Source organism: Natronococcus amylolyticus DSM 10524, assembly GCF_000337675.1.
Lineage (GTDB): Archaea > Halobacteriota > Halobacteria > Halobacteriales > Natrialbaceae > Natronococcus > Natronococcus amylolyticus.
Window position 1 is genome coordinate 175,979 of sequence record NZ_AOIB01000005.1, and the last position, 21,347, is coordinate 197,325.

Annotated in this window: 24 protein-coding genes; 7 read left to right on the plus strand and 17 right to left on the minus strand. The window is 65.1% G+C overall.

Annotated elements, in window-relative coordinates:
• Positions 1-7: 7 nt before the first annotated feature.
• Entirely contained in the window at positions 8-253 is a 246-nt protein-coding gene (locus C491_RS01465) for a hypothetical protein (protein ID WP_005553210.1), read from the plus strand.
• Positions 254-275: 22 nt separating this feature from the next.
• On the opposite strand, the gene C491_RS23080 is transcribed toward C491_RS01465, so the two are convergent.
• Together C491_RS23080 and C491_RS01470 are read right to left on the minus strand one after the other, a co-directional pair.
• Positions 276-437, minus strand: coding sequence for a hypothetical protein (locus C491_RS23080; protein ID WP_005553212.1), 162 nt, complete (start codon positions 435-437; stop codon positions 276-278).
• A 74-nt stretch (positions 438-511) separates the two neighbouring features.
• Positions 512-1,900, minus strand: coding sequence for a M28 family metallopeptidase (locus C491_RS01470; RefSeq protein WP_049891356.1), 1,389 nt, complete (start codon positions 1,898-1,900; stop codon positions 512-514).
• Between the two features lie 92 nt (positions 1,901-1,992).
• Here C491_RS01470 and pepF point away from each other — a divergent pair, with 92 nt between their 5' ends.
• Positions 1,993-3,786 carry an oligoendopeptidase F gene (gene pepF / locus C491_RS01475; RefSeq protein WP_005553216.1) on the plus strand — a complete coding sequence of 598 codons (1,794 nt, stop codon included), beginning with the start codon at positions 1,993-1,995 and terminating at the stop codon, positions 3,784-3,786.
• A 13-nt stretch (positions 3,787-3,799) separates the two neighbouring features.
• Here the strand turns inward: pepF and C491_RS22840 are convergent, their stop codons facing one another.
• Complete coding sequence (locus tag C491_RS22840) at positions 3,800-3,970, minus strand: hypothetical protein (RefSeq protein WP_160167133.1); 171 nt, start codon at positions 3,968-3,970, stop codon at positions 3,800-3,802.
• A 134-nt stretch (positions 3,971-4,104) separates the two neighbouring features.
• Here C491_RS22840 and C491_RS01480 point away from each other — a divergent pair, with 134 nt between their 5' ends.
• Together C491_RS01480 and pan2 are read left to right on the plus strand one after the other, a co-directional pair.
• Complete coding sequence (locus C491_RS01480) at positions 4,105-5,067, plus strand: hypothetical protein (RefSeq protein ID WP_005553219.1); 963 nt, start codon at positions 4,105-4,107, stop codon at positions 5,065-5,067.
• A gap of 120 nt (positions 5,068-5,187) precedes the next feature.
• Positions 5,188-6,417: a proteasome-activating nucleotidase Pan2 gene (gene pan2, locus C491_RS01485; RefSeq protein WP_005553222.1), complete on the plus strand. Its 1,230-nt coding sequence runs from the start codon at positions 5,188-5,190 to the stop codon at positions 6,415-6,417.
• A gap of 29 nt (positions 6,418-6,446) precedes the next feature.
• On the opposite strand, the gene C491_RS01490 is transcribed toward pan2, so the two are convergent.
• Positions 6,447-6,734, minus strand: coding sequence for a hypothetical protein (locus C491_RS01490; RefSeq protein WP_005553224.1), 288 nt, complete (start codon positions 6,732-6,734; stop codon positions 6,447-6,449).
• An 84-nt stretch (positions 6,735-6,818) separates the two neighbouring features.
• Here C491_RS01490 and C491_RS01495 point away from each other — a divergent pair, with 84 nt between their 5' ends.
• Both C491_RS01495 and C491_RS01500 read left to right on the plus strand, forming a co-directional pair.
• Complete coding sequence (locus C491_RS01495; RefSeq protein WP_005553226.1) at positions 6,819-7,298, plus strand: pyruvoyl-dependent arginine decarboxylase; 480 nt, start codon at positions 6,819-6,821, stop codon at positions 7,296-7,298.
• Between the two features lie 58 nt (positions 7,299-7,356).
• On the plus strand, positions 7,357-7,749 hold the full coding sequence (locus C491_RS01500) for a DUF5811 family protein (protein WP_005553227.1): 393 nt from the start codon (positions 7,357-7,359) through the stop codon (positions 7,747-7,749).
• A 15-nt stretch (positions 7,750-7,764) separates the two neighbouring features.
• Here the strand turns inward: C491_RS01500 and C491_RS01505 are convergent, their stop codons facing one another.
• From C491_RS01505 to ahaH, 12 genes are all read right to left on the minus strand, one after another.
• On the minus strand, positions 7,765-8,181 hold the full coding sequence (locus C491_RS01505; RefSeq protein WP_005553228.1) for a DUF6276 family protein: 417 nt from the start codon (positions 8,179-8,181) through the stop codon (positions 7,765-7,767).
• A gap of 5 nt (positions 8,182-8,186) precedes the next feature.
• Positions 8,187-8,942 carry a V-type ATP synthase subunit D gene (locus tag C491_RS01510; protein WP_005553229.1) on the minus strand — a complete coding sequence of 252 codons (756 nt, stop codon included), beginning with the start codon at positions 8,940-8,942 and terminating at the stop codon, positions 8,187-8,189.
• 100 nt (positions 8,943-9,042) lie between these two features.
• Complete coding sequence (locus C491_RS01515; protein WP_005553230.1) at positions 9,043-9,813, minus strand: endonuclease/exonuclease/phosphatase family protein; 771 nt, start codon at positions 9,811-9,813, stop codon at positions 9,043-9,045.
• Positions 9,814-9,968: 155 nt separating this feature from the next.
• Positions 9,969-11,630, minus strand: a complete 1,662-nt coding sequence (locus C491_RS01520; RefSeq protein ID WP_005553231.1) for a long-chain-fatty-acid--CoA ligase — start codon at positions 11,628-11,630, stop codon at positions 9,969-9,971.
• A 148-nt stretch (positions 11,631-11,778) separates the two neighbouring features.
• A complete protein-coding gene (locus tag C491_RS01525) occupies positions 11,779-13,191 on the minus strand; it encodes an ATP synthase subunit B (RefSeq protein ID WP_005553233.1) in 1,413 nt (470 codons plus the stop codon).
• A 1-nt stretch (position 13,192) separates the two neighbouring features.
• Positions 13,193-14,956, minus strand: coding sequence for an ATP synthase subunit A (locus C491_RS01530; protein WP_005553234.1), 1,764 nt, complete (start codon positions 14,954-14,956; stop codon positions 13,193-13,195).
• 3 nt (positions 14,957-14,959) lie between these two features.
• Complete coding sequence (locus C491_RS01535; protein WP_005553236.1) at positions 14,960-15,292, minus strand: V-type ATP synthase subunit F; 333 nt, start codon at positions 15,290-15,292, stop codon at positions 14,960-14,962.
• A complete protein-coding gene (locus C491_RS01540; RefSeq protein ID WP_005553238.1) occupies positions 15,289-16,341 on the minus strand; it encodes a V-type ATP synthase subunit C in 1,053 nt (350 codons plus the stop codon). The genes C491_RS01535 and C491_RS01540 overlap by 4 nt, the downstream gene beginning before the upstream one ends.
• Positions 16,338-16,919, minus strand: coding sequence for a V-type ATP synthase subunit E (locus tag C491_RS01545; RefSeq protein ID WP_005553240.1), 582 nt, complete (start codon positions 16,917-16,919; stop codon positions 16,338-16,340). The genes C491_RS01540 and C491_RS01545 overlap by 4 nt, the downstream gene beginning before the upstream one ends.
• Before the next feature lie 22 nt (positions 16,920-16,941).
• A complete protein-coding gene (locus tag C491_RS01550) occupies positions 16,942-17,205 on the minus strand; it encodes a hypothetical protein (protein ID WP_005553242.1) in 264 nt (87 codons plus the stop codon).
• A gap of 234 nt (positions 17,206-17,439) precedes the next feature.
• On the minus strand, positions 17,440-19,707 hold the full coding sequence (locus tag C491_RS01555; RefSeq protein WP_169331722.1) for a V-type ATPase 116kDa subunit family protein: 2,268 nt from the start codon (positions 19,705-19,707) through the stop codon (positions 17,440-17,442).
• Positions 19,694-20,026, minus strand: a complete 333-nt coding sequence (ahaH, locus tag C491_RS01560; RefSeq protein WP_005553245.1) for an ATP synthase archaeal subunit H — start codon at positions 20,024-20,026, stop codon at positions 19,694-19,696. Before ahaH ends, C491_RS01555 begins: the two co-directional genes overlap by 14 nt.
• Positions 20,027-20,182: 156 nt before the next feature.
• Between ahaH and C491_RS01565 the strand changes: the two genes are divergently transcribed.
• On the plus strand, positions 20,183-20,806 hold the full coding sequence (locus C491_RS01565; protein ID WP_005553246.1) for a methyltransferase domain-containing protein: 624 nt from the start codon (positions 20,183-20,185) through the stop codon (positions 20,804-20,806).
• Here the strand turns inward: C491_RS01565 and C491_RS01570 are convergent, their stop codons facing one another.
• On the minus strand, positions 20,807-21,304 hold the full coding sequence (locus tag C491_RS01570) for a type IV pilin (protein WP_005553247.1): 498 nt from the start codon (positions 21,302-21,304) through the stop codon (positions 20,807-20,809).
• Between the last annotated feature and the right edge of the window lie 43 nt (positions 21,305-21,347).

A 21,347-nucleotide genomic window follows, 5' to 3' on the forward strand; every position in this document is an offset into this window, starting at 1 on the left:
ACGGCATATGGAGCTCTCTCCCGAGGAGTACGGCGCCTACTGGCGCGCGTCGATCTACGTCGCCGCGGGCGTCGTCCTCGTTTTCCTGAGCTATCGGTTCGTCATCTCGACGCTGTTCGCCCAGTCGGAGGGCGGTCCGATCGCGATCGGCCTGTTTCTGTTCGGGACGCTGACGTTCGCGGGCTGCTTTGTCGCCATGCTGGGCGTTGCACGAGTCGTCCGAACCGCCGTCGACGCGGAGATGCGAGGGTGAGAACGAAACCGCTCGAGGGCCGTCACCTGACGAGCGCTTCGGGCTCGGTTCGATCCTCCCGGGAGACGACGTACCGAGCGACCTCACGCTGGGTGTGTTTTTCGACGAGATGGTCCTCGAGTTCCCGATCTAGCTCCAGAACCTCCTCGCAGACAGGACACGTAACTGGTGGATCGAATGTCATGTTCTCCCTCGATCTTTGCCAACTGCGGACAAACCGCTACAGCCTGCATATGCTCGCCCGCCGAAGCGGGTCGGCTACTCCCACGCCGACGGCCAGACCTCGGCCGCCCGCATCCCGGGGACGTAGTTCTGGTCCTCGAAGCGCTCCCGAAGTTCGTCGGCCGCAATTCGCGGGACCTCAGCCCCAGTCAGCTCCCGGACCAGCAGTGCGATCAGCATGGCGTGTTCGCGCAGGTTCCGCGGTTCGACCTTGTCTCTGGTGTCGGCCGCGGTGTGACCCCAGCCCCGTCCCCGCTCGCCGCCGTCGGCCGGCTCGCTGTGGAGCTGCAGCGAGGGAACGCCAGCCCGCAGGAACGGCCAGTGATCGCTGAACGGGTGAGGGTCCCGGTCGTGGACGATCGGCTGGCCGGCCGAGTCGGCCACGTCCTCGGCGAGCGCCGCCAGCGGTTCCGAGGCGTGAGAGAGCGCCTGTAGGTTCCGGAAGCGGCCGGCACCGTCGACGTTGACGACCGCCCGGACCGACTCGAGGTCGAGGTCCTCGGCCAGGGCCTCGGCGCCCAGCAGCCCGATCTCCTCGCAGCCGACGCCGGCGATTCGAACCCGACACTCGAGATCGTCCTCGAGTGCTGCGAGGATCGACGCGGTGCCCGCGACGGTCGCGATCCCGCAGCCGTTGTCCAGCGCTCCCTCGGCGATGTCGTGGGCGTCGTAGTGAGCCAGGAGGAGAATCTCCTCGTCGGTCTCGGGACCGAGGGTTCCGTGGACGTTCCGGCTCGTGCCGTCCGTCGTCGAGGCGTCGACGCGCAGTCGGGCTTGAGCGTCCTGCGTTGCGTACTCGACGAGCCAGTCGTGTGTCTCGGCGCTGACGCCGACGCCGGGGATCGCGGCCTCGGCGTCGAACTTCAACGCGCCCGTCGGTGGCAGCTGACCGGGGACGTGATTGGCGAAGACGAACGCCTCAGCGCCCGCGGCGACCGCGTGACCGAACTTCTCCATCCGGTGGACGAACCGCCGATCAGAGGGCGTCGTGGTGCTCGCGACCGCGATCGCACCCCGCAGGTTGACCTCGTCGATCTCCTCGGGGGTGCCGTAGCCGACGTCGACCAGCGGCCCCTCGAGGTCACCCGGCGGGCAGTACGGCAGGGCGATCGCCTCGAAGCTGCGCTCGGTTGCGGGAGCGTCCGTCCCCTCATCGACGTCGGTGACCGCGAACTCGGTCGTCCCTCGCTGCCAGTGTCGCATCGAAAACTCGTCGATCCGAACGTCGGCGACCCCTGCCTCCTCGAGACTGTCGCGGACGAACGCTGCGGCTCGCCGTTCGCCCGAGGAGCCGCCCATTCGGTCGGGCAGGGCGGTCAGTCGACTCAGTAGGTTCCAGGTTCGGTCGTCGGCCCACGCGCGGCCGAGCGCTCGCTCGAGGGTCGGGTCGCGCTCGCGAGTCGTCGATCCGCCGGTGTCGTCCATACTCCGCCGTTTCGCGGCGACGATCAAAAGCCGTCGGGTGGTCGACGCGGGGCTTCGATACCCTTTACCAGCTTCATTCCGAACGTTCGTCCATGAGTTCCGTTCCAGAGCGCTCCGAGATCGACGAGCAGTACACGTGGGATCTCGAGAGCATCTACGCGACCGACGACGACTGGGAGACCGCCTACGAGGCGGTCGCCGAGCGGGTCGACGAACTCGCGGACTACGAGGGGGAGGCGACCGACGACGCCGAAACGCTGTACGCCGTCCTCGAGCTTCGAAACGAGATCATGCGGGAAGTCGCGACCGTCTTCTCGTACGCCCGAATGCGACGCGACGAGGATACGACCGACCAGGAGTACCAGGCGATGACCGCCCGAGCGCAGTCGCTGGCGGCCGACGCCCAGTCCGCGGCGTCGTTCATCGAGCCCGAACTCCAGGCGCTGACCCGCGAGGAGTTCGACGCGATGGTCGACGACGTTCCCGAACTCGAGACCTACGACCACTACGTCGACGACGTGTTGCGGATGAAACCCCACACACGATCGGCCGAGGTCGAGGCCCTACTGGCGGATCTGAGTGAGGTGACAGGAGCGACGGGGGAGGTGTACAACATGCTCTCGAACGCGGATATGTCGTTCCCGACGGTCGAGGATCCCTTGGGCGAGCCCGTCGAGATCACCCAGAGCAACTTTACGAACCTGCTCAAGCGCCCCGACCGCGAGTTCCGACGCGAGGTCTACGAGGCCTACTTCGAGGAGTGGAGTGACGTCCGCAACACCGTTGCCGCCTCCTACAAGAACAGCGTCAAGGCCGACGTCAAGATGGCCCAGGCCCGCGACTACGACACCGCCCGCGAGGCCGCTCTCGACGGCCCGAACGTTCCCGTCGAGGTCTACGACACGCTTGTCGACAGCGTCAATGACAACCTCGAGAAGCTCCACCGTCACGCCGAACTCAAACGCGAGGCCCTCGAGGTCGACGAGCTGCAGATGTGGGATCTGTACATGCCCCTGACCGCCGACGAGGGGCCCGACATCGAGTACGATCAGGCCGCGGAGTACGTCGTCGACGCCCTCGAACCCCTCGGGGAGGAGTACCAGTCCCGCGTCGCTGAGGGTCTCGAGTCCCGGTGGGTCGACGTCTACGAGAACGAGGGCAAGCAGGCGGGCGCCTACTCGGGCGGTACGTACGACACCCAGCCCTTTATCCTGATGAACTACCAGGACGACATCGCCTCGATGTACACCCTGGCACACGAGCTGGGTCACTCGATGCACTCCGAACTCGCGAAGGAAGAACAGCCCTACGTCTACTCCGATTACGAGATCTTCGTGGCCGAAGTCGCGAGTACGGTCAACGAGGCGCTGCTGACCAATCACTTGCTCGAGACCGTCGAGGACCCCCACTTCCGCAAACACGTGCTCAACGAGTTCTTAGAGCGAGTGCGCTCGACGCTGTACCGCCAGACGCTGTTCGCGGAGTTCGAACACGAGGCTCACCGTCTCGAGGAGGAAGGCGAGCCGCTGACCGCCGACCGCCTCGACGAGATCTACGGCGGGCTCAAGGAACGGTACTACGAGCCGGCCGAGGTCGACGACCGCATTGCCCGCGAGTGGATGCGCATCCCTCACTTCTACCGGGCCTTTTACGTCTACCAGTACTCGACGGGGATCTCCGCCGCGCTGGCGATCGTCGACGGCATCGACGAGAACGGCGACGAGGCCGCCGACGACTACCTCGACTTCCTCCGACGGGGCTCCCGGGAGTACCCCCTCGAGTTGCTGCGGATCGCCGGCGTCGACATGAGTTCGTCCGAACCCGTCGACCGCGCGCTCGAGACCTACGGCCGACGGCTCGAGCAGCTCGAGGACCTGCTGGCGTAGGCCGCTTTCGACGCTACCGCTCGTTTCGAAGATCGAGCCGGAGGTACGCGACTCCGATCGCGACCAGTACCGCCCCGAAGCCGACGGCGAGTACCTCGCCCGCGAGGAGTCCGTAGCCGACCAGCGCGATCCCGGCGACTCCGTGCGAGGCAACGATCAGCGGTCGCCGACGTTCCCGATTCACGCTTCGACCCAGACGGCCCGACCCGTTATATCGTTCGTCCTCGAGATCCGACGAGCTGGCGCGAGCGGGTGTCCGTTCGCCGTCGTCGAAACCACCGAAAGAGCGATACGATCACCGGGAGATGCTACGGGCGAATGCGAGAGACCATCGTCGATCGCCTCCGGCAACCGGAGTACACCGGCGAGAACCGGTGTACGCCGTGTACGGTACTCAACCTCGCTATCGCGGGCGCGATCGGGACGGCCGTCGCACGCAGGTCGAGAATCGCGGCTGCCGCCGTCGTCGGAGCGTCGACCGCCGCGATCTATCTCCGGGGATATCTCGTTCCTGGGACGCCCGAACTGACCAAGCGGTACCTGCCGGAGCGGGTACTCCGGCTGTTCGGCAAGACGCCGGAGCCCGAGATCCGCGGCGGGCTCGTCGCGGGAGAATCTCGAGCCGATGAGACGGGTGCAGAGCTGGGAACCGGCGCCACCGAGACCGACAGCGACGCCGACAGGCCGGACGCTGATTCCGACGCCGCTTCCACGGCCACCGATACCGTGGACGCGTCCGACCGTCCGCAACCCCCCGAACCCGAGACCTACTTCCTCGAGGAGGGGATCGTCGAACCCTGCGAGGAGATCGACGACCTCTGTCTGACCGACCCCTTCGAGAGCGCCTGGAGCGAGGAGCTCGATCGGATCGACGCCGACGCGCTCGAGGGGACCGATGCCGCGGGAGCCCTCGGATTCGACGCCGAGGAGGGTGCGTTCGAGATCACCGGCCACGGCGGCGACGCGCGAACGCTCCGGCGGGACGGGAGGCTGCTCGGCAAGTGGCCCTCGAGGGCCGCCCTCGTCGCCGACGTCACCGCCGCTCGCGTTCTCGAGTCGTGGGACAGTGACTGGACGGACTACGACCCGCGGGCGAGGGGCGAACTGCTCAACAGTCTGCGGCTGTTCCTCGAGACCTGCCCGACGGCCGGGGGCGAGGTCGTCATGGGCGAGGAAACCGTCGAGTCCTGCTGTCGCTCCCACGACGTCATCGCGATCACCTGCGCCGAAACCGACGAGCGGCTGTTCGAGTACCCCGTCTCCGAACTCGAGCTCGAGTAACGGGGTGTTGATTCGAGCGCGGATACCGTCGTGTCCGCCCTCGGGCGACGGAATCCGCCGCACAATCCCACCGCGACCCAAAGGCACATTTATCGTCGAAAACTAATCGACCTATAACAGATGTCTCGAAGCCCGTCTATCCCCGACCGACCACACCGCGAGATCGACCCCGATCTCCCCGACGACGAGCGGCTCGATGCGCTTCGCGACCACTTCGAGGATCTCGTCGACATCAACGAGCAGCTCACGGAGCAACTCGACGATGCCGAGGGCCGCAGACAGCGCCTCCAGGAGAAGGCAAACCGGGTCGAACGCGAGAACGAGACGCTGAAGAGTTCGTCGCTATACATCGCGACCGTCGAGGACGTGATCGACGAGGAGGTCATCGTCAAACAGCACGGCAACAACCAGGAGGTCCTGACCGACGTCTCCCCGCGGCTGCTCGAGCGCGTCGAGGCCGGCGACCGCGTCGCCGTCAACGACTCCTTCGGGATCCAGACGATCCTCGAGGCCGAGACCGACGCCCGCGCCCAGGCGATGGAGATCACCGAACGACCGGAGGTCGACTACACCGACATCGGCGGGATCGACGAGCAGGTCCAGGAGGTCCGCGAGGCCGTCGAGCAGCCCCTGACGAACCCCGAGCTGTTCGAGGAGGTCGGCATCGACCCGCCAAGCGGCGTGCTCCTGCACGGTCCGCCCGGCACCGGGAAGACGATGCTCGCGAAGGCCGTCGCCCACGAGACCGACGCCACGTTCATCAAGATGGCCGGCTCGGAACTGGTTCGCAAGTTCATCGGCGAGGGCTCCCGGCTCGTTCGTGACCTCTTCGAGATGGCCCGCGAACGCGAGCCGGCTATCATCTTCATCGACGAGATCGACGCCGTCGCCACCACCCGAACCGAGTCCAAGACATCGGGCGACGCCGAGGTCCAGCGGACGATGATGCAACTGCTCTCCGAGATGGACGGCTTCGAGGCTCGCGGCGAGATCCGTATCATCGCCGCGACCAACCGCTTCGATATGCTCGACCGCGCGATCCTCCGTCCCGGTCGATTCGACCGGCTCATCGAAGTCCCCGAACCCAGCCAGGAGGGTCGCGAGCAGATCCTCGCGATCCACACCCGCGGCATGAACGTCGACGACGAGGTCGACTTCGCCGCGCTGGCCGAGGAGACCGACGGCTACTCCGGCGCCGAGATCGAGAGTCTCGCGACCGAGGCCGGCATGTTCGCGATCCGGAACGAGCGCGAGGAGGTCCGCCAGCAGGACTTCCTCGACGCCTTAGAGAAGATCGAGGAGGACGACTCGAGCGACGTGATCTCGTCGGCGGGCTACTTCTACCAGTAGCGATCCCTCTCGTTTTCTGTTCGTGTCGTTCACCGATACCGGATCGAGTCGTCGGACCCGCTCAGGTCGAGCGCCCAGCTCGGGTGTCGAGTCATGTGAAACACCGCTTTTGCGAACGCGAACGCGAAAATCGCGAGGCCGCCACAGGCCATCAGCACTGCGAGGGCGGTTCCGAAACTCCCCCCGGAGCCGGCGGCCGGGGCTGCGACGTGTGCGACGCCGACGTAGAGTCCCGCCAGAAGCGCGAGTCCGGAGACAGCGTATGCCAGGTATCCGACGGCGAGCCCGAAGAGACTACTCAGGCGAGACCGGCTCACACCTCAACTGTACGACCTCTCGCACAAGTGTCTTCTGTGCGCGCGGATCGCAACGCCTTACGCCGCGCGACCCCTACCCCAGCCATGAGCATGATCCGAGTCGTCTGGGGTACCGGTTCGGGACCCACGAAGATGGCCTCCTACGACGCCGCACTCGCTAGCGCCGGCGTCGAGAACTACAACCTCGTCTCGGTGTCCTCGGTGATCCCCGCCGATACCGATGTCGAAGCCGTCGGCACCGCGCCCAACCTCGGTCCTGCGGGCGAGCGCCTGACGATCGTCGAGGCTCGAGCGACTACCGCCGGGCCGGGTCGGGCGAGTGCCGCACTCGCGTGGAACCAGTCCGTCGACGGCGGGCCGGGGCTGTTCTACGAGACCGCCGGCGAGATGGATCGCGACGACGTCGAACGCCGCGTCCGTGAGGGGCTCGAGGCAGGCCAGGAGCTGCGCGACTGGCCCTTCGACGAACCGAGCGTCGTCGTCGAGAGCAGCCGAGCCGACGCCGGGACGTACACGACGGCACTAGCGCTCGCGGTCTACGGCGAGAGCGAGCCGATCTGCTGAGCTGCCCGAAGGCGAACGCTTTTCACCTGTGGCCCCTATACACAGGATACAACTTCTCATGAACGGAAATACGCCGTATGCGGGGCTGCCGGGCGAGACCGGTGCTGGTCAGCGTGCCGCGGCGGACGTTCCGGAGCTCTCGAGCACCCAGCGGCGGACGCTCAGCCGCGACGTGTCGCGGATCGCCGCCCGAACCCGCGAGTTCCTGCCAAACGAGTACATCGTCGACGCCGACGTCGCCAGCGGCCAGGCCGGCTTTCAGGTGACCGTCGCCGTCCAGCCGCCGATCGGCCATCCCGTCAGCGCCGGCTTCCAGCCCGACCTCGAGGAGCCGACCGAGGAACTCATCTCGGCCGACGAACGCGACGAGGTCGCCCGCGGACTGGCCGCGAGCGCGGCGCTGCAGGTCAAGCAGGCGGTCAGCAACAACGTAACGCCGACGGCGAAGTAGTTTCGGGAACCCCTTCTAGTACAGCAGCTGTTCGAGCTGGTGGCGTCGTCGCTCGAGGTCGACCGCCGGCTCGAGGGTCGGATCCGCGACGAGTCGATCGATCGCCAGCAACGGGTCCGTGCCGGCACGTTCGACGTCCTCGAGCAGCGACTCGATCGCGGATCGGTTGGTCGCCAGCGAGGACGACAGATCGATCGCGAGGAGGAGCGGAATCGCTCGCTCCGGGCGAGTCGGGAGGGCGTCGCTGATCCGGGAGAAGTCGGGCTCGTCGTCGGGTTCGATAACCGAATCGGCAGTACCTTCGATCGGATCGACCGTGAGACACTGCGTACAGACGTCGATCACCGCGGCGTTCGACGGCGCGTAGTCGCGATACTCGGCAGAAAGGGAGAGTGCGATCGTCGCGTCGGAGCCACACGCCGAACAGGCCATATAGCTCAGTCGCCGCCGGGGACGCTGCCGGCAGTCGACTGGCCCATCTCCTCGGACTCGGTACCTGCGGTGTCGCCGGTCGCGGCCTCCCTGGTTTCCTCGACGTCGTCTTTGGCCTGCTGTGCCTCCTTTTCCTCCTGCTCTTTCTTGTCCTTGATCTTCTTCAGGCGGAAGGTCTCCTCGCGTTCTTTCTCCTCGAGTTTCTGCTCAATGTACTCCTGGCCCTCGTAGAGGTCGGGGAGGATCGTAAACTCGAGGGCGTTGACGCGCCGCTTGGTGGTCTCGATCTCGCGGAGCATCTTCTTCATCGCCGTCTCGACTTCGGCGGCGAGGATGATGCTCTCCAGCAGGTCCTCGTAGGCCTCGGCGGCCTCGTCGATGCGCGCGGAGGTGCCCATGATCCCGTAGCCGCGCTGATCCAGACTCTTGGAGACGCGCGAGGACTCGATCTGTGGGACGACGACGCCCATGATGTTTTTCGACTCGGTGGTGATCTCGGGGTGTTCCTGCAGGGCCGCGGCGGCGCCCCGAACCGCGACGTCGCCCTCCATCGCCCGGGCCATGTTGATCTTCTTCTGGGCGTCCTCGTAGTCGTCGGCGAGGTCGCCGCGGACGTCCTGGGCCTTGTCCAGGATGTCCATGAACTCCATGATCAGCCCGTCCCGCTTCTTCTCCAGGGTCCCGTGCCCGCGCTCGGAGAGCTCGATCCGGTCTTCGATCTCCATCAGGTTCTTGCGGGTCGGTTTGACGTCCTTGGCCATCTTGTGGAGGATTTGCGCTCCCAGTCGGATAACTGTTTACAGTTTTGCCGGCTCGAGCGATCGGCTTCTCGCGGCCGCACTCGCGACGTGACCGGGCACGTCAGTCCTCAAGTTCGAGATCGGCGACCACCGGCAGGTGATCCGACCGGGGCGTCGTCTCGTTCGGGGAGAGCGTTCGATACTGCCTTACGTCAACGGTCGACGGAACGAACACGTAGTCGATCCGGTCACCGATGCCGTCGTCGAACCCGCGGAACGTTCCGGCGGGACCCGACCGCTCGCTCGCGACTCGACGGGCATCCACGAGCGGGCCCATCGTCAGCGTCCGGTGGGGTGCCGATCCGACCGTGCAGTTCGCGTCCCCGGTCACGACCGGCACGTCCCCCTCCTCGAGGCGGTCCGTTGCCCGCCGACGTAGCAGTCGTGCGGACTCGAGGCGTGCCCGCTCGCCGCGGTGGTCGAGGTGGACGCTACAGAACCAGACGGTCTCATCGTGCTCCCGGTCCCGCAGGCGAACCCACGTGGCGACCCGGGGCAGGGACGCGTCCCATCCGACGCTCGGTTCGGCCGGCGTTTCCGAGAGCCAGAACGCACCCGTCTCAAGGCACTCGAACCGCAACGGTCGCCACGCGACCGGAACGAACTCCCCCTCGCGCTCGCCGTCCCGGCGGCCGACGCCGTGCCAGTCGTACGCCTCGAGGCCGGCCCGCAGGTCGTCGTACTGGTGGGCGAGTGCCTCCTGACAGCCCAGCAGATCCGGACCGATCCGGTCGAGCGTCTCGAGAACTCGCGAGCGACGCTCGTCCCACGGGTACTCGTCCGCCGGGTCGTCGTATCGGACATTGAACGTAGACGCCCGAACGGGTGCCATACGTTCGATGCCGACGACCAGTCGGGTAACGATTGCGGAGTCGCAGGTCGTGCTCCCGAACTACCAGTTGTGGCAGGAGAATTCGGACGGAACCCGGGGTCAGTCGGGAAAACGGTCCCCGCACAACCCGAAACCGTCGGTAGCGGTCGGATCCGCTATCCTTGGCCGACCATCCCCTCCTCGTCGTCCCACTCCTGCTCGCGGAGTTCGTACTTCTGGACCTTCCCCGTCGCGGTCGTCGGCAGCTCTTCGACGAACTCGATCCGCTGGACGGTCTTGTAGTTCGCGAGGTGCTCCCGGGTGAACGCGACGAGGTCGTCCTCGCTGACGCCCGGCTCGTCTGGGTCGCCGCTCTCCGGCACGACGAACGCCTTCGGCGTCTCGCCCCACTGTTCGCTCGGCGACGGGATGACAGCAGCGTCGGAGACCTCCGGGTGGTCGAACAGCGTGTCCTCGAGCTCGATACTCGAGATGTTCTCCCCGCCGGAGATGATGATGTCCTTCTTGCGATCCTGGATCGCGATCATCCCGTTCTCGTCGATCGTCGCGAGATCGCCGGTGTGGTAGTAGCCCTCCACGCGGTCGGAGAAGGCCTCCTCGGTCTCCTCGGGCTTGTTCCAGTACTTCTCCATGACCTGGTTGCCCTGGACGACGACCTCGCCGAGCGTCTCGCCGTCCCGGGGAACGTCCTCGCCGTCCTCGCCGACGACCCGAACCTCGGTGCCCATGAAGCCAAGTCCCTGGCGTTTCTTGACCGCGAACCGGCTGTCGCTGTCGTCGTCGAAGTGGCGCCGGGCGTCCGAGGTCGTGATCAGCGGCCCGGTTTCGGTGGCGCCGTAGACGTGTTTCAGGTACCAGCCGAACTCGTCCTCGACGGTCCGCAGCGTCGCCTCCGGCGGCGCCGATCCCGCGGTCGCGATCCGGACGTCGTTCGCGCCCGTCGTCTCGACTGCGTTGTCACCGTAGTAGTCGATCAGCATGTTCAACACCGTCGGTGCTCCACAGAGGTAGGAGACGTCCTCCTCGCGGATCGTCTCGAAGAGCCACTCGGCGTCGACCCCGCGGGTACAGACGTGTTTCGCGCCCATCCCCGTGACGGCGTAGATGTGCCCCCAGCCGTTGACGTGGAACATCGGCAGCGTCCAGAGGTAGGTGTCGTCGTCGGTGAGGTTCTGGTGGACCGCGACCAGGTAGGCGTGGATCGTCTCGCCGCGGTGGGTCCGACAGACGCCCTTCGGGTCGCCGGTCGTCCCCGAGGTGTAGTTGATCGTGATGATCTCGTCCTCGTGCATCTCGGGACGGTCGTACTCGGGCGAAGCGTCCTCGAGGACCTGCTCGAAGTCCTCCCAGTCACCGTCGGACGAGTCCGACGAGGATCGCCCGCCTTCGGCGGCCTCACCCCCTTCAACGGCGTCGACGTCGTTCGTGATGAACGTCTCCGTCGGTACCTCGTCGCGGATCTCCTCGATTCGGTCGGCGTACTCGTAGTCGGCGTAGACGGCGTCGACGCCGGCGTCCTCGAGGATGTACGCGAAATCGTCGGGCGTGAGCCGGTAGTTCAACGGCGTGTGGACCGCGCCGGCCTGCATCGAGCCGTAGGCCGCCGCGAGGTGGTAGTGGGTGTTCGGGTCGAGCACCGCGACGCGATCGCCCTTCTCGATACCACGCTCCTGCAGCGCCGCGGCGAACCGATCGGCACGCTCGCCGAGTTCGTCGTAGGTGAACCGCTCACCGTCCGTCCCGACGACGGCTTCCGTCTCGCCATAGTGCGTTCGTGCCCGGTCGAGAAACTCCGTGACGAGCAGTGGCTTCTGCATAGACCAACCTCAAGCAACGATCGTTATGATCGTTTTGCTTCCAACGATCGAGACACTCATCTCCGAACAATCGGTGCTATCGCTGCGTCTGACGTCCGTCGAAAAATCGAAACTACAGCTGCAACCGCGTTCGCAGTCTTTCGCCGCGTTAGGCTTCGACTTCGGCGGTCTCGGCTTCATCTTCACGGTAGTACTTCTCGATGAGCTCCTCGTCGATCCGGTTGAGGGCCTCCTTGGGCAGCATCGACAGCAGGTCCCAGCCGAGATCGAGCGTCTCCTCGATCGAACGGTTGGTGTCGTACCCCTGCTGGATGAACTCCGTCTCGAAGCGATCGGCGAAGTCGAGGAACTTGTTGTCACGCTCGCTGAGTGCCTCGCGACCGACGATGTTCACGAGGTCACGCAGGTCCTCACCCTCCGCGTAGGCGGCGTACATCTGGTCGGAGACGTCGCCGTGGTCCTCGCGGGTCAGCCCCTCGCCGATCCCGTCGTCCATCAGCCGCGAGAGGCTTGGGAGAACGTTCACCGGCGGTTCGATCCCCTGACTGTTCAGGTCCCGGTCCATCACGATCTGTCCCTCGGTGATGTAACCGGTGAGGTCGGGGATCGGGTGGGTGTCGTCGTCGCCGGGCATCGTCAGGATCGGAATCTGCGTCACCGAGCCCTCATTGCCCTCGATCCGGCCCGCGCGCTCGTAGAGCTGGGCCAGGTCGGTGTACATGTACCCGGGGTAGCCACGCCGGCCCGGAACCTCCTCGCGGGCCGCACCGATCTCGCGCAGCGCCTCGCAGTAGTTGGTGATGTCGGTCAGGATGACCAGCACGTGGTATCCCTTCTCGAAGGCGAGGTACTCGGCCGTGGTGAGTACGAGCCGCGGCGTGACCTGGCGTTCGACCGCCGGGTCGTCCGCGAGGTTCATGAAGACGACCGAGCGCTCGAGTGCGCCCGTGCGCTCGAAGTCCTGCATGAACTCGTTTGCCTCCTCCTGGGTGATCCCCATCGCGCCGAAGATGACCGCGAACTCCGACCCTTCCTCGTCGTCACCCTCCTCTTCGGGCACCGACGCCTGGCGGGCGATCTGGAGTGCGAGTTCGTTGTGGGGCAGCCCTGACCCGGAGAAGATCGGCAGCTTCTGGCCCCGGACCAGCGTGTTCATACCGTCGATGGCGGAGACGCCGGTCTGGATGAACTCCTCGGGGTACTCCCGGGAGTAGGGGTTGATCGCTTCGCCGACGATGTCGACGCGATCGTCGGGGACGATCTCCGGGCCGCCGTCGATCGGGTTCCCGGAGCCGTCGAGCACCCGGCCGAGCAGGTCCTCGGTGACGGGCATCTTCATGGTCTCGCCCAGGAACCGGACCGAGGCGTTGCGGTCGATACCGCCCGTTCCCTCGAACACCTGGATCGAAACGAGCCCCTCGCTCGACTCCAGGACCTGTCCGCGCAGGGTCTCGCCCTGCGGCGTCTCGATCTCGACCATCTCGTCGTATCCGACGGGTTCGTCGACCTCGGCGAACACCAGCGGACCGCTGATTTCCGTGATTGTCTGGTACTCTTTCATGTTAGTACAGTGCTCTGATCTGCTCTTTGAGGTCCGATTCGAGCTCGTCGATGAACTCGTTCCAGTCGTCGGCGACGCCCATTCGGTTGAGCTGGGGTGCGGCGTCGACGTCCTGGATCTCCTCGACGGGAACGCCGGCCTCGAGGGCGTCGAACGCCTCGTCGTTGAACGTCTTGATCGCGCCGAGCATGCGGTAGGTCTTCTCCGGTTCGCAGTAGGTGTCGACGTCGTGGAACGCGTTCTGCTGGAGCCAGGCCTCGCGCAGGTAGCGAGCGACCTCGAGGGTCAGCTGCTGGTCCTCCGGCAGCGCGTCCTTGCCGACGAGCTGAACGATCTCCTGGAGTTCGCCCTCCTCGTCGAGGACGTCGACGCCCCACTGGCGCCGTTCGGGCCAGTCCTCGGCGACGTTCTCCCGGAACCACGGGTCGAGCTGCTGGCGGTACAGCGAGTACGACTCGTTCCAGTTGATCGACGGGAAGTGGCGTCGTTCGGCGAGGTCGGCGTCGAGCGCCCAGAACGTCTTGACGATACGCAGCGTGTTCTGGGTAACCGGCTCCGAGAAGTCCCCGCCGGGCGGGGAGACGGCGCCGATGACCGAGATCGATCCCTCCTCGCCGTTGATCAGCTGGAACTTGCCGGCGCGCTCGTAGAACTCCGAGAGCCGCGCGGCGAGGTAGGCGGGGTAGCCCTCCTCGCCGGGCATCTCCTCGAGCCGGCTCGAGATCTCACGCATGGCCTCGGCCCACCGGGAGGTGGAGTCGGCCATCAGCGCGACGTCGTACCCCATGTCGCGGAAGTACTCCGCGATGGTGATCCCCGTGTAGATACAGGACTCGCGGGCCGCGACCGGCATGTTGGACGTGTTCGCGATGAGACACGTCCGGGACATGAGCGGCTTGCCCGTCTTCGGGTCCTCGAGTTCGGGGAAGTCCTCGATGACTTCCGTCATCTCGTTGCCGCGCTCGCCACAGCCGACGTAGACGACGATGTCGGCATCGGCCCACTTCGCGAGCTGGTGCTGGGTGACGGTCTTCCCGGAACCGAAGGGACCGGGAATCGCCGCGGTCCCGCCCTTCGCGATCGGGAACAGGCCGTCGAGGATTCGCTGGCCGGAGACCAGCGGTTCCGTCGGCGTCTCCTTCTCGTCGGAGGGGCGGGCCCGGCGGACGGGCCACTCCTGGTGCATGGTGATCTCCTCGCCGGAGTCGAGTTCGGCGATCACTTCGTCGACGGTGAACTCGCCGGTCTCGATCGAGGTGATCTCGCCGCCCTCGTAGTTCGGCGGTACCATCACCTTGTGGGTGATACTCGCCGTCTCGGGAACCTTCCCGATGACGTCACCGGGTTCGACGATCTCGCCCTCGGCGACGGATGCGGTGAACTCCCACTCGCGCTCGAAGTCGATGCCGGGTGCGTCGACCCCGCGGTCGAGGAACGCCGAGCCCATCTTCTCCTCGAGCTCGTCGAGGGGACGCTGGACGCCGTCGTAGATGGCGTTGAGCATCCCGGGTCCGAGGTCGACGCTGAGCGGTTCGCCCGTGTTCTCGACGGGTTCGCCCGGGCCGACGCCGGAGGTTTCCTCGTAAACCTGAATCGTGGTCAGGTTCCCTTCGATCTCGATGACCTCGCCCATCAGTCCTTCGTCGCCGACGTAGACGACGTCGTTCATCCGGGCGTCGAGGTCCGTGGCGGTCACGACGGGACCGCTCACGCTTTCGATTACACCGTCTTCGTCGACGGATTCGATGTCTTCTGCCTGGCTCATAGTTTACTCTTGATCGTCCTCTTCCATCAGGTCGATACCGATCGCGCGCTTGATCTGGTCGCGCAGTCCGCCGCCGCCGGTTCCGCTCCCGATCGTGACGACGACCGGTTCGACGCTCGTTTCGACGTCCTGACGAACGCCCCGCGAGAGGTACTCGAGGTCGTCGTCGTGCATGACGACGATCCCGACTCCCTCGTCCTCGAGGGCGGCCGTCGCGGCGTCGTCGAGCGATTCTTCCTTCTCGTCCTCGGGGACGTTCTCGAAGCGGCGAACGCCCGCGAGTCGGAACCCGGTGGTGAACTCCGGACTGCCGACGACTGCGATTTCCTGGCTCATTGGATCACCAGTTCCTCCTCGATCTCGCTTTCTGAAAGTCCGACCTCGCGACCGCGTGCGATCGCACGGATGTTCTCGACCTCGCGTTCCTTCGCGAGGATGTACGACAGGACGGCCGACACGGAGGTCGGGTGGATACTCGAGAGCATGTCGGCGTACTCGAGCAGTGCAGCATCTATTGCGTGCTCGAACTGGATAAGGCTATCAGCATCGCGCAACCGTGACAGCGCCTCCGAGAGCCGGTTGCCGTAGCGTTTGCTGTCGGCGATGTGGTCGACGAGTTCGTCGGGGTTGGCGACGAGCTGGTTGAGCTCGGACTCGTCGAACAGCACACCGCCCTCGATGTAGTAGCTGGCCGGATCCAGGTCCGCGCCACTGCGGGCGAGTCGCAGGGCGTTTCGGGCGTTTCTGAAGTCGATTTCGGCCTGGAGGAACTCGACGTATTTGGCCTCCGGCCCTTCCTGTGGGCGGCCGAGGTTGTCGAGCAGGTGTACGTAGAACTCCCGATCGAGGGCATTCTCGAGGGGGACGAGCGTGTTCGTCTCTTCGAACTCCTCGCGGGCGTCCCCGAGCGGCTCGGCGTAGGTCGTCCCGTCGAGCAGTTCGACGACGTCTTCGATCGTCTCGACCTCGAGCAGGCGGTCGAGCGTCGCATCGTCGAGCTCGCCGGCACGAATCAGGTCCGTCTGGAACTCTTCGGCAGGTGTGCCCGTGTAGATCCCACGGATGATCGTCTTGATGTTCCAGACGTCGAACTTTCGGAGGTACCGGGCAATGAGATCGTACAGCCGACCCTCGGACCACTCGAGCAGGTCTCCGAAGTGTTTCGCGAGGTTGCGGTTGAGGGCGTGTTCGATCAGGTCGACACCCGAAAACCGCGCACCGAGTTCGTTGATTTCGCGTTCGTACTCCGACTCCTCCATAAAGCGCGCGATCCCGCTTGGCCCCATACGCACGAGTTTGCGGTAATCCTCGTCCGTAAACAGCGCTGCTTTTCGTGCGCGGACGCGAGCGCTGACGTACTCCGTGTTCGAGGCGCCTGAGCTCATTGCTCGAAGAGCCGGTTGCTGATCTCCTGAAGGTTGTCCTCCCAGACGTCCTCGAGCACCGAGTCGAAGGTGTTGTTGACCCGAACGCGGGACTGATCGCTTTCGACGACGACGCCGCCGAGACAGTCGTATTCGCCGGCGTACTCGTAGCCGTCGTACTCCTCGAGAACCGACTCGATCAGCTCCTCGTCGTCGGCACGACCGTAGACGCGGACGGTGTCTGCGTTCTCGAACTCGACGCTGGATGTCTCGACGAGCGCCCGCGTAAGTTCTTCGCGGGTCTCGCCTTCGAGGTCGGCGAGTTCGGACTCGACGTGTTCGCGGACGTCACTGAGGACGTCGCGTCTGGCCTCCAGGCGTTTCTGTTTCGCCTCCAGTTTGGCACTGGAGAGTCGCTGTTCACGCAGTTGCTCGATCTCGCGCTCGACATCTCCTTCGGCCTCTTCGAGGATTTCGTCGGCATCATCCTCGGCTTCCGAGATGATCTTCTCGGCGCGAGATTCGCCCTCTTCGCGGAGTTCCTCCGCACGCGCGTGGGCCTCTTCTCTGATATCCTCGACGACTGTGTCCAAACTCATTGGTGGGAGAAGGGGGGTATGCTTAGATAACGAAGACGACGACGAGCGCGAAGATAACGAGCGTCTCCGGCAGGACTGTCATAATCAGGCCCGGCACGAAGAGGTCGTCGTCTTCCGCGATTGCGCCGACTGCAGCGGCCCCGATACCACGCTCGGCGTATCCGGCTGCGAGCGCCGACAGACCGACGGCGAGGGCGGCTGCACCCGAATCGGTCAGGAACGGCGATTCTTCGGTGGTTCCATTCTGTAGCACGGTCTCGGTCGCGAGTACAAGTTCTTCCATCATGGCTTATATACTTCCTCTGTGGATCGATTGCTCCGAACAAGCGTATCTGTCTCTGCACACCCTATAAAACTCTCGAAACGAATCGACGGAGCCGTGCTGTACCACCGACTCAGGCAGAGACGGTACCTATTACCACGATAAAATTCACCGTCAATCGTTCGTCTCCGAAAGGTATCGATACGAATCGTCTCAGATCAAGAGAAAAAACGACGAGAACGGTCGACAGCAGTGCGCTCAGTCCGCCTGTGGAGCTGGCTGACCGTCGGACTGGCTGTCGTGGCCGAACGGATCGTACTCCTCGCCGCCGCCGTCGTAGAACTTCTGGAAGAACTCCACGTACTCCAGACGAAGCATCTGGATCCCGGCTGCGGTGATCCCCAGCAGGAGGACCACGATGTGGCCGAGGACGAACACCACGACGGCGCCGATCAGTGCCAGCGCCATCACGATGGGGCCGCCGTCGAACCCGATCCAGACGAGCCCTTCGAAGACGACTTCACCGGCCTCGGGAGCCGCCGGCGCGCCGAAGTACGCGAACTCCATGTATCCGGTCTCGTCGGCCGCAGCACCGAAGACCAGGAGGTTCACGACGAACGCCATCCCACCCTTCGCAAGCAGGACGGCGACCATTCGGAGATACGAGAGGACGTGACCGAACGCCCAGGCCGGCGTCTCGAGGAGGCCGGCGACGCCCTCGGCGCTGCCGACCATGACGACACCGACGACCAACATCGCGATCCCCGCAAGGCCGACGACCTCCGGAAGTCCCTCGAACCCGAGTGCGAACTGGTCCGTCTCGTAGAGGACGCTCTCGGTCCCGACGAGGAAGTCGGGTTTCTGGCCCTCCCCGTGGGTGCTGAACAGCCAGAGGAACAGGCCGTTCATCGCGAGGATCCAGGAGAACTTCTCCATGACGGCTGCCTTCAGGCTGTGGCTGAGCTCGTTGATGAAGCCCAGCACCAGGCCGATGTTGAGGTGGATGACCCCGAACACGACGCTCATGACGATCCACAGCATCGCCCAGCTCTCGGGATGTTGGAGGCCCTTGGTGAGCACGCCGGCAAGCGGCAGGTGTATGCCGACATCGCTCATGTAGACGCCAAAGAAGTCGTCGTACAGGTAACCGAAGAGTATCGTGAACACACCGGCCCAGATGGCGATGGTTCCGATCGCCTTGCCGGCATCGGAGTCGAAGATCTTCCAGGCTCCCCAGCCCATCAGCATGTAGAGGATCCCGTAGCCGATGTCACCAATCATGAAGCCGAAGGCGAACGGGTAGGTCAGGAAGATGAAAAACGTCGGATCCAGCTCGCTGTACTTGGGCTGGCTGACCATCTTCACGAGCAGCTCGAACGGCTTTGCCGGCGTGATGTTGTCGAGCCTGACCGGCGGCTCGTTGTCCATCGTTACGGCACGGTTGCCGTGGCCGCCGCCATCGGCGCGTGTAGGCTGTCCGCCGTCGGTTGCTGCCTTCTGTTTGGGCGAGGACGTTTCGTCGGAGTCCGCGTCGGCGTCGGCTTCCGTCTCCGTGTCGTCGGTGTGCTCGACGGCACCGTGTTCGTGCTCGTCGTACTCGGCCCGCTCGAGTTCCTCGATTTCGACGCTTTCGCCGACCGTATCGCGCAGCGCGGCAACGAGTTCCTCGTACTGCTCGGTGGGAATCCAGCCCTCGGCGATGAACGCCCGGTCACTCGTCGCAAACTGCAGGGGCGCTTCCGCACGCTGGACCTCGACGGTCAGCTCCGCCTCGAGCGCCAGCAGGAACCCCCCCTGGTTGGCCTTGATCTGTTCGAGCTCCGCATCGATCTCGTCGGTGCGAGATTGTAGCTCCTGTTTTTCTTCCTCGAGTTCGGCGACGTACGCTCCCGGCGTCCGGTCGGTCTCGGGGATCTCGTGGCGCGTAAACTCGACGCCGACGAGCGCGTCGTCGATCAGGCCGTCGTCGGCATCGACGCCCTCGGCGGGTGCAGCGACGATGGCGACGACGTCACCGCCAGTAAACGTCTCGAACGCCCGAATTTCGTCGGCCATCTCGAGGGCGGCTTCGATCTCGTCGGCAGGTCCTTCGCCGACGACGACGTCGACCGTCTCGTAGCCCGAGAGCAGATCGAGATCCACTTCGAGTTCCGCGAAGGGTTCGACGCGGTCGAGTCGTTCCTCGACCTGCCGGAGCTCTTCGCGGATCTCGCTGCGATCGTCGTCGAGTTCGTTGACCCGTGTCCGCGTCTCCTCGAGTCGCTGTTCCCAGCCGTCGTCGACCGAACCCACGGTCGTCTCGTCGGCCGATAGGTCGAGGGTGCTCTCCAGGGCGCGAACGGTAACCAGCTTCTCGGAGGCGTCGTCGGCCCCCTCGATCGGCGTCCCGTTGTCAAACCCCTTCCACGAGCCGTCGTAGTCCGAGAGATGAACCAGATTCAGGTTGTGAATCGTCTCGATGACCGTGGGCATGACGCCCTTCGAACCGGCCACCGAGACCTTGCTCATCCGCTCAGGTCTGAACATGAACGTCCTCCTGGAACAGTTCGACGACGTAGTCGGTCACTTCGTCGACCCGGCTCTGGGCACGCTCGGCGAGCGCCTCGCGCTCCTGTTCGCCCTCACGAAGGACGCGCTCACACTCCTCGTCGATCTCGGCGCGCGCCTCCTCGAGGCGGCGCTCCTTGATATCCCGCGCTTCCTGTTCCGCTTCCGTGCGAATCTCCTCGGCACGTTTCCGGGCCTCGGCTATCCGCTCGTCGCGGTCGTCTTCTGCCTGTGCGACGATCTCGTCGGCCTCCTCTTCCGCCGACTTGATTCGTTCGAGAACCTGTGGCCTCGGCATATTCTAAGCAAACGAACGTTTGCGGCAACGCGTATATGGTAGTTGCGAAAGTATCGCGTTCGATCGCGACGCAGATCGGTGGTAGTCAGCGATTGTCCCGCGCCGAATCAACCGGGAACAGCAGACATATTGCCGTCGGATCAAAACCCCTCTCCAATGGGAGTCCTCGAGAACAAGGCCCGAGCTCGGCTGTTCTATAAGTACCTCTCGAAGGTGTACGACCGCATCAATCCGTTTATCTGGAACGAGCAGATGCGCAGCGAGGCCCTCGAGTTGCTCGAGTTCGAGCCCGGAGCCACAGTGCTCGACGTCGGCTGTGGCACTGGTTTCGCCACGGAGGGACTGCTCGAGCACGTCGATGCGGTGTACGCGGTCGACCAGAGCGAACACCAGCTCGAGCAGGCCTACGCGAAGTTTGGCAAGCGAGCGCCGCCGGTTCACTTCCACCGGGGCGACGCCGAGCGACTCCCGTTCGCGACCGACACCTTCGACGTCGTCTGGTCGTCGGGCTCGATCGAGTACTGGCCGAACCCGATACTGGCGCTCCGTGAGTTCCGCCGCGTGCTCAAACCCGGCGGCCAGGTGCTGGTCGTCGGGCCGAACTACCCCGAAAACCCGATCGCACAGCGTCTCGCCGACGCCATGATGCTGTTTTACGACGAGTACGAGGCCGATCGGATGTTCAAGGCAGCCGGCTTCGAGGACGTCAGACACGCCTTCATGGGGCCGGAGTACGAGCCCGAGGTCGCGATTACGACCGTCGCCCGCGCCCCCGAGTAGTCAGTCAGCCGTCGTCTCGAGCGCGGCGACCTGCTGGCCGTCGACGGCGATGGTCACGGAAACCGTGTCACCGGAGCTGATCGTCGGCGTGTTGGTTCCCGCGACGGAGAGCGTCGAGCGTTCACCGGCGCTCCAGGTCGAACCGCTCGCCGAATTGAATGGACCGCTCGGTGCCTGGTCGAAGCCCGTAGCACCGGTGAAGGGAACCGGTGGCTGCTCGGAGAGCTGCTCACCGTTTACTGCGACCGTCAGCGCGAGCTCCTCGACGTCGATCGGATCGCCAGCGACGTGTTCGACCGTGATCGTCCCCTTGCTCCCGTCGGCCGCGAGGTCGAACGCGACCGGGTTCTTGGGGGATGTCGGACTCAGCCCGCCGGCACCGACCGCGACGACCGCCGCCAGTGCCACGGTAACGCCGATCAGGAGCACTACGCCGATCACGGGGCTGACCCCGCGGTCGTCGGATCGGTGGGCTCGGAGCGTCGGTCCCAGTATCACGGCGCTCTCTGGCCTCGTCTCCCTATATAAAGAGTCGGTTACG

What these genes read in the sequence shown, in the direction of transcription:
- C491_RS01465 (WP_005553210.1), top strand. Translation starts at nt 8, where the DNA reads ATGGAGCTCTCTCCCGAGGAGTACGGCGCCTACTGGCGCGCGTCGATC.
- C491_RS23080 (WP_005553212.1), bottom strand. Translation starts at nt 437, where the DNA reads ATGACATTCGATCCACCAGTTACGTGTCCTGTCTGCGAGGAGGTTCTG.
- C491_RS01470 (WP_049891356.1), bottom strand. Translation starts at nt 1,900, where the DNA reads ATGGACGACACCGGCGGATCGACGACTCGCGAGCGCGACCCGACCCTC.
- pepF (WP_005553216.1), top strand. Translation starts at nt 1,993, where the DNA reads ATGAGTTCCGTTCCAGAGCGCTCCGAGATCGACGAGCAGTACACGTGG.
- C491_RS01480 (WP_005553219.1), top strand. Translation starts at nt 4,105, where the DNA reads ATGCGAGAGACCATCGTCGATCGCCTCCGGCAACCGGAGTACACCGGC.
- pan2 (WP_005553222.1), top strand. Translation starts at nt 5,188, where the DNA reads ATGTCTCGAAGCCCGTCTATCCCCGACCGACCACACCGCGAGATCGAC.
- C491_RS01495 (WP_005553226.1), top strand. Translation starts at nt 6,819, where the DNA reads ATGAGCATGATCCGAGTCGTCTGGGGTACCGGTTCGGGACCCACGAAG.
- C491_RS01500 (WP_005553227.1), top strand. Translation starts at nt 7,357, where the DNA reads ATGAACGGAAATACGCCGTATGCGGGGCTGCCGGGCGAGACCGGTGCT.
- C491_RS01505 (WP_005553228.1), bottom strand. Translation starts at nt 8,181, where the DNA reads ATGGCCTGTTCGGCGTGTGGCTCCGACGCGACGATCGCACTCTCCCTT.
- C491_RS01510 (WP_005553229.1), bottom strand. Translation starts at nt 8,942, where the DNA reads ATGGCCAAGGACGTCAAACCGACCCGCAAGAACCTGATGGAGATCGAA.
- C491_RS01515 (WP_005553230.1), bottom strand. Translation starts at nt 9,813, where the DNA reads ATGGCACCCGTTCGGGCGTCTACGTTCAATGTCCGATACGACGACCCG.
- C491_RS01520 (WP_005553231.1), bottom strand. Translation starts at nt 11,630, where the DNA reads ATGCAGAAGCCACTGCTCGTCACGGAGTTTCTCGACCGGGCACGAACG.
- C491_RS01525 (WP_005553233.1), bottom strand. Translation starts at nt 13,191, where the DNA reads ATGAAAGAGTACCAGACAATCACGGAAATCAGCGGTCCGCTGGTGTTC.
- C491_RS01530 (WP_005553234.1), bottom strand. Translation starts at nt 14,956, where the DNA reads ATGAGCCAGGCAGAAGACATCGAATCCGTCGACGAAGACGGTGTAATC.
- C491_RS01535 (WP_005553236.1), bottom strand. Translation starts at nt 15,292, where the DNA reads ATGAGCCAGGAAATCGCAGTCGTCGGCAGTCCGGAGTTCACCACCGGG.
- C491_RS01540 (WP_005553238.1), bottom strand. Translation starts at nt 16,341, where the DNA reads ATGAGCTCAGGCGCCTCGAACACGGAGTACGTCAGCGCTCGCGTCCGC.
- C491_RS01545 (WP_005553240.1), bottom strand. Translation starts at nt 16,919, where the DNA reads ATGAGTTTGGACACAGTCGTCGAGGATATCAGAGAAGAGGCCCACGCG.
- C491_RS01550 (WP_005553242.1), bottom strand. Translation starts at nt 17,205, where the DNA reads ATGATGGAAGAACTTGTACTCGCGACCGAGACCGTGCTACAGAATGGA.
- C491_RS01555 (WP_169331722.1), bottom strand. Translation starts at nt 19,707, where the DNA reads ATGTTCAGACCTGAGCGGATGAGCAAGGTCTCGGTGGCCGGTTCGAAG.
- ahaH (WP_005553245.1), bottom strand. Translation starts at nt 20,026, where the DNA reads ATGCCGAGGCCACAGGTTCTCGAACGAATCAAGTCGGCGGAAGAGGAG.
- C491_RS01565 (WP_005553246.1), top strand. Translation starts at nt 20,183, where the DNA reads ATGGGAGTCCTCGAGAACAAGGCCCGAGCTCGGCTGTTCTATAAGTAC.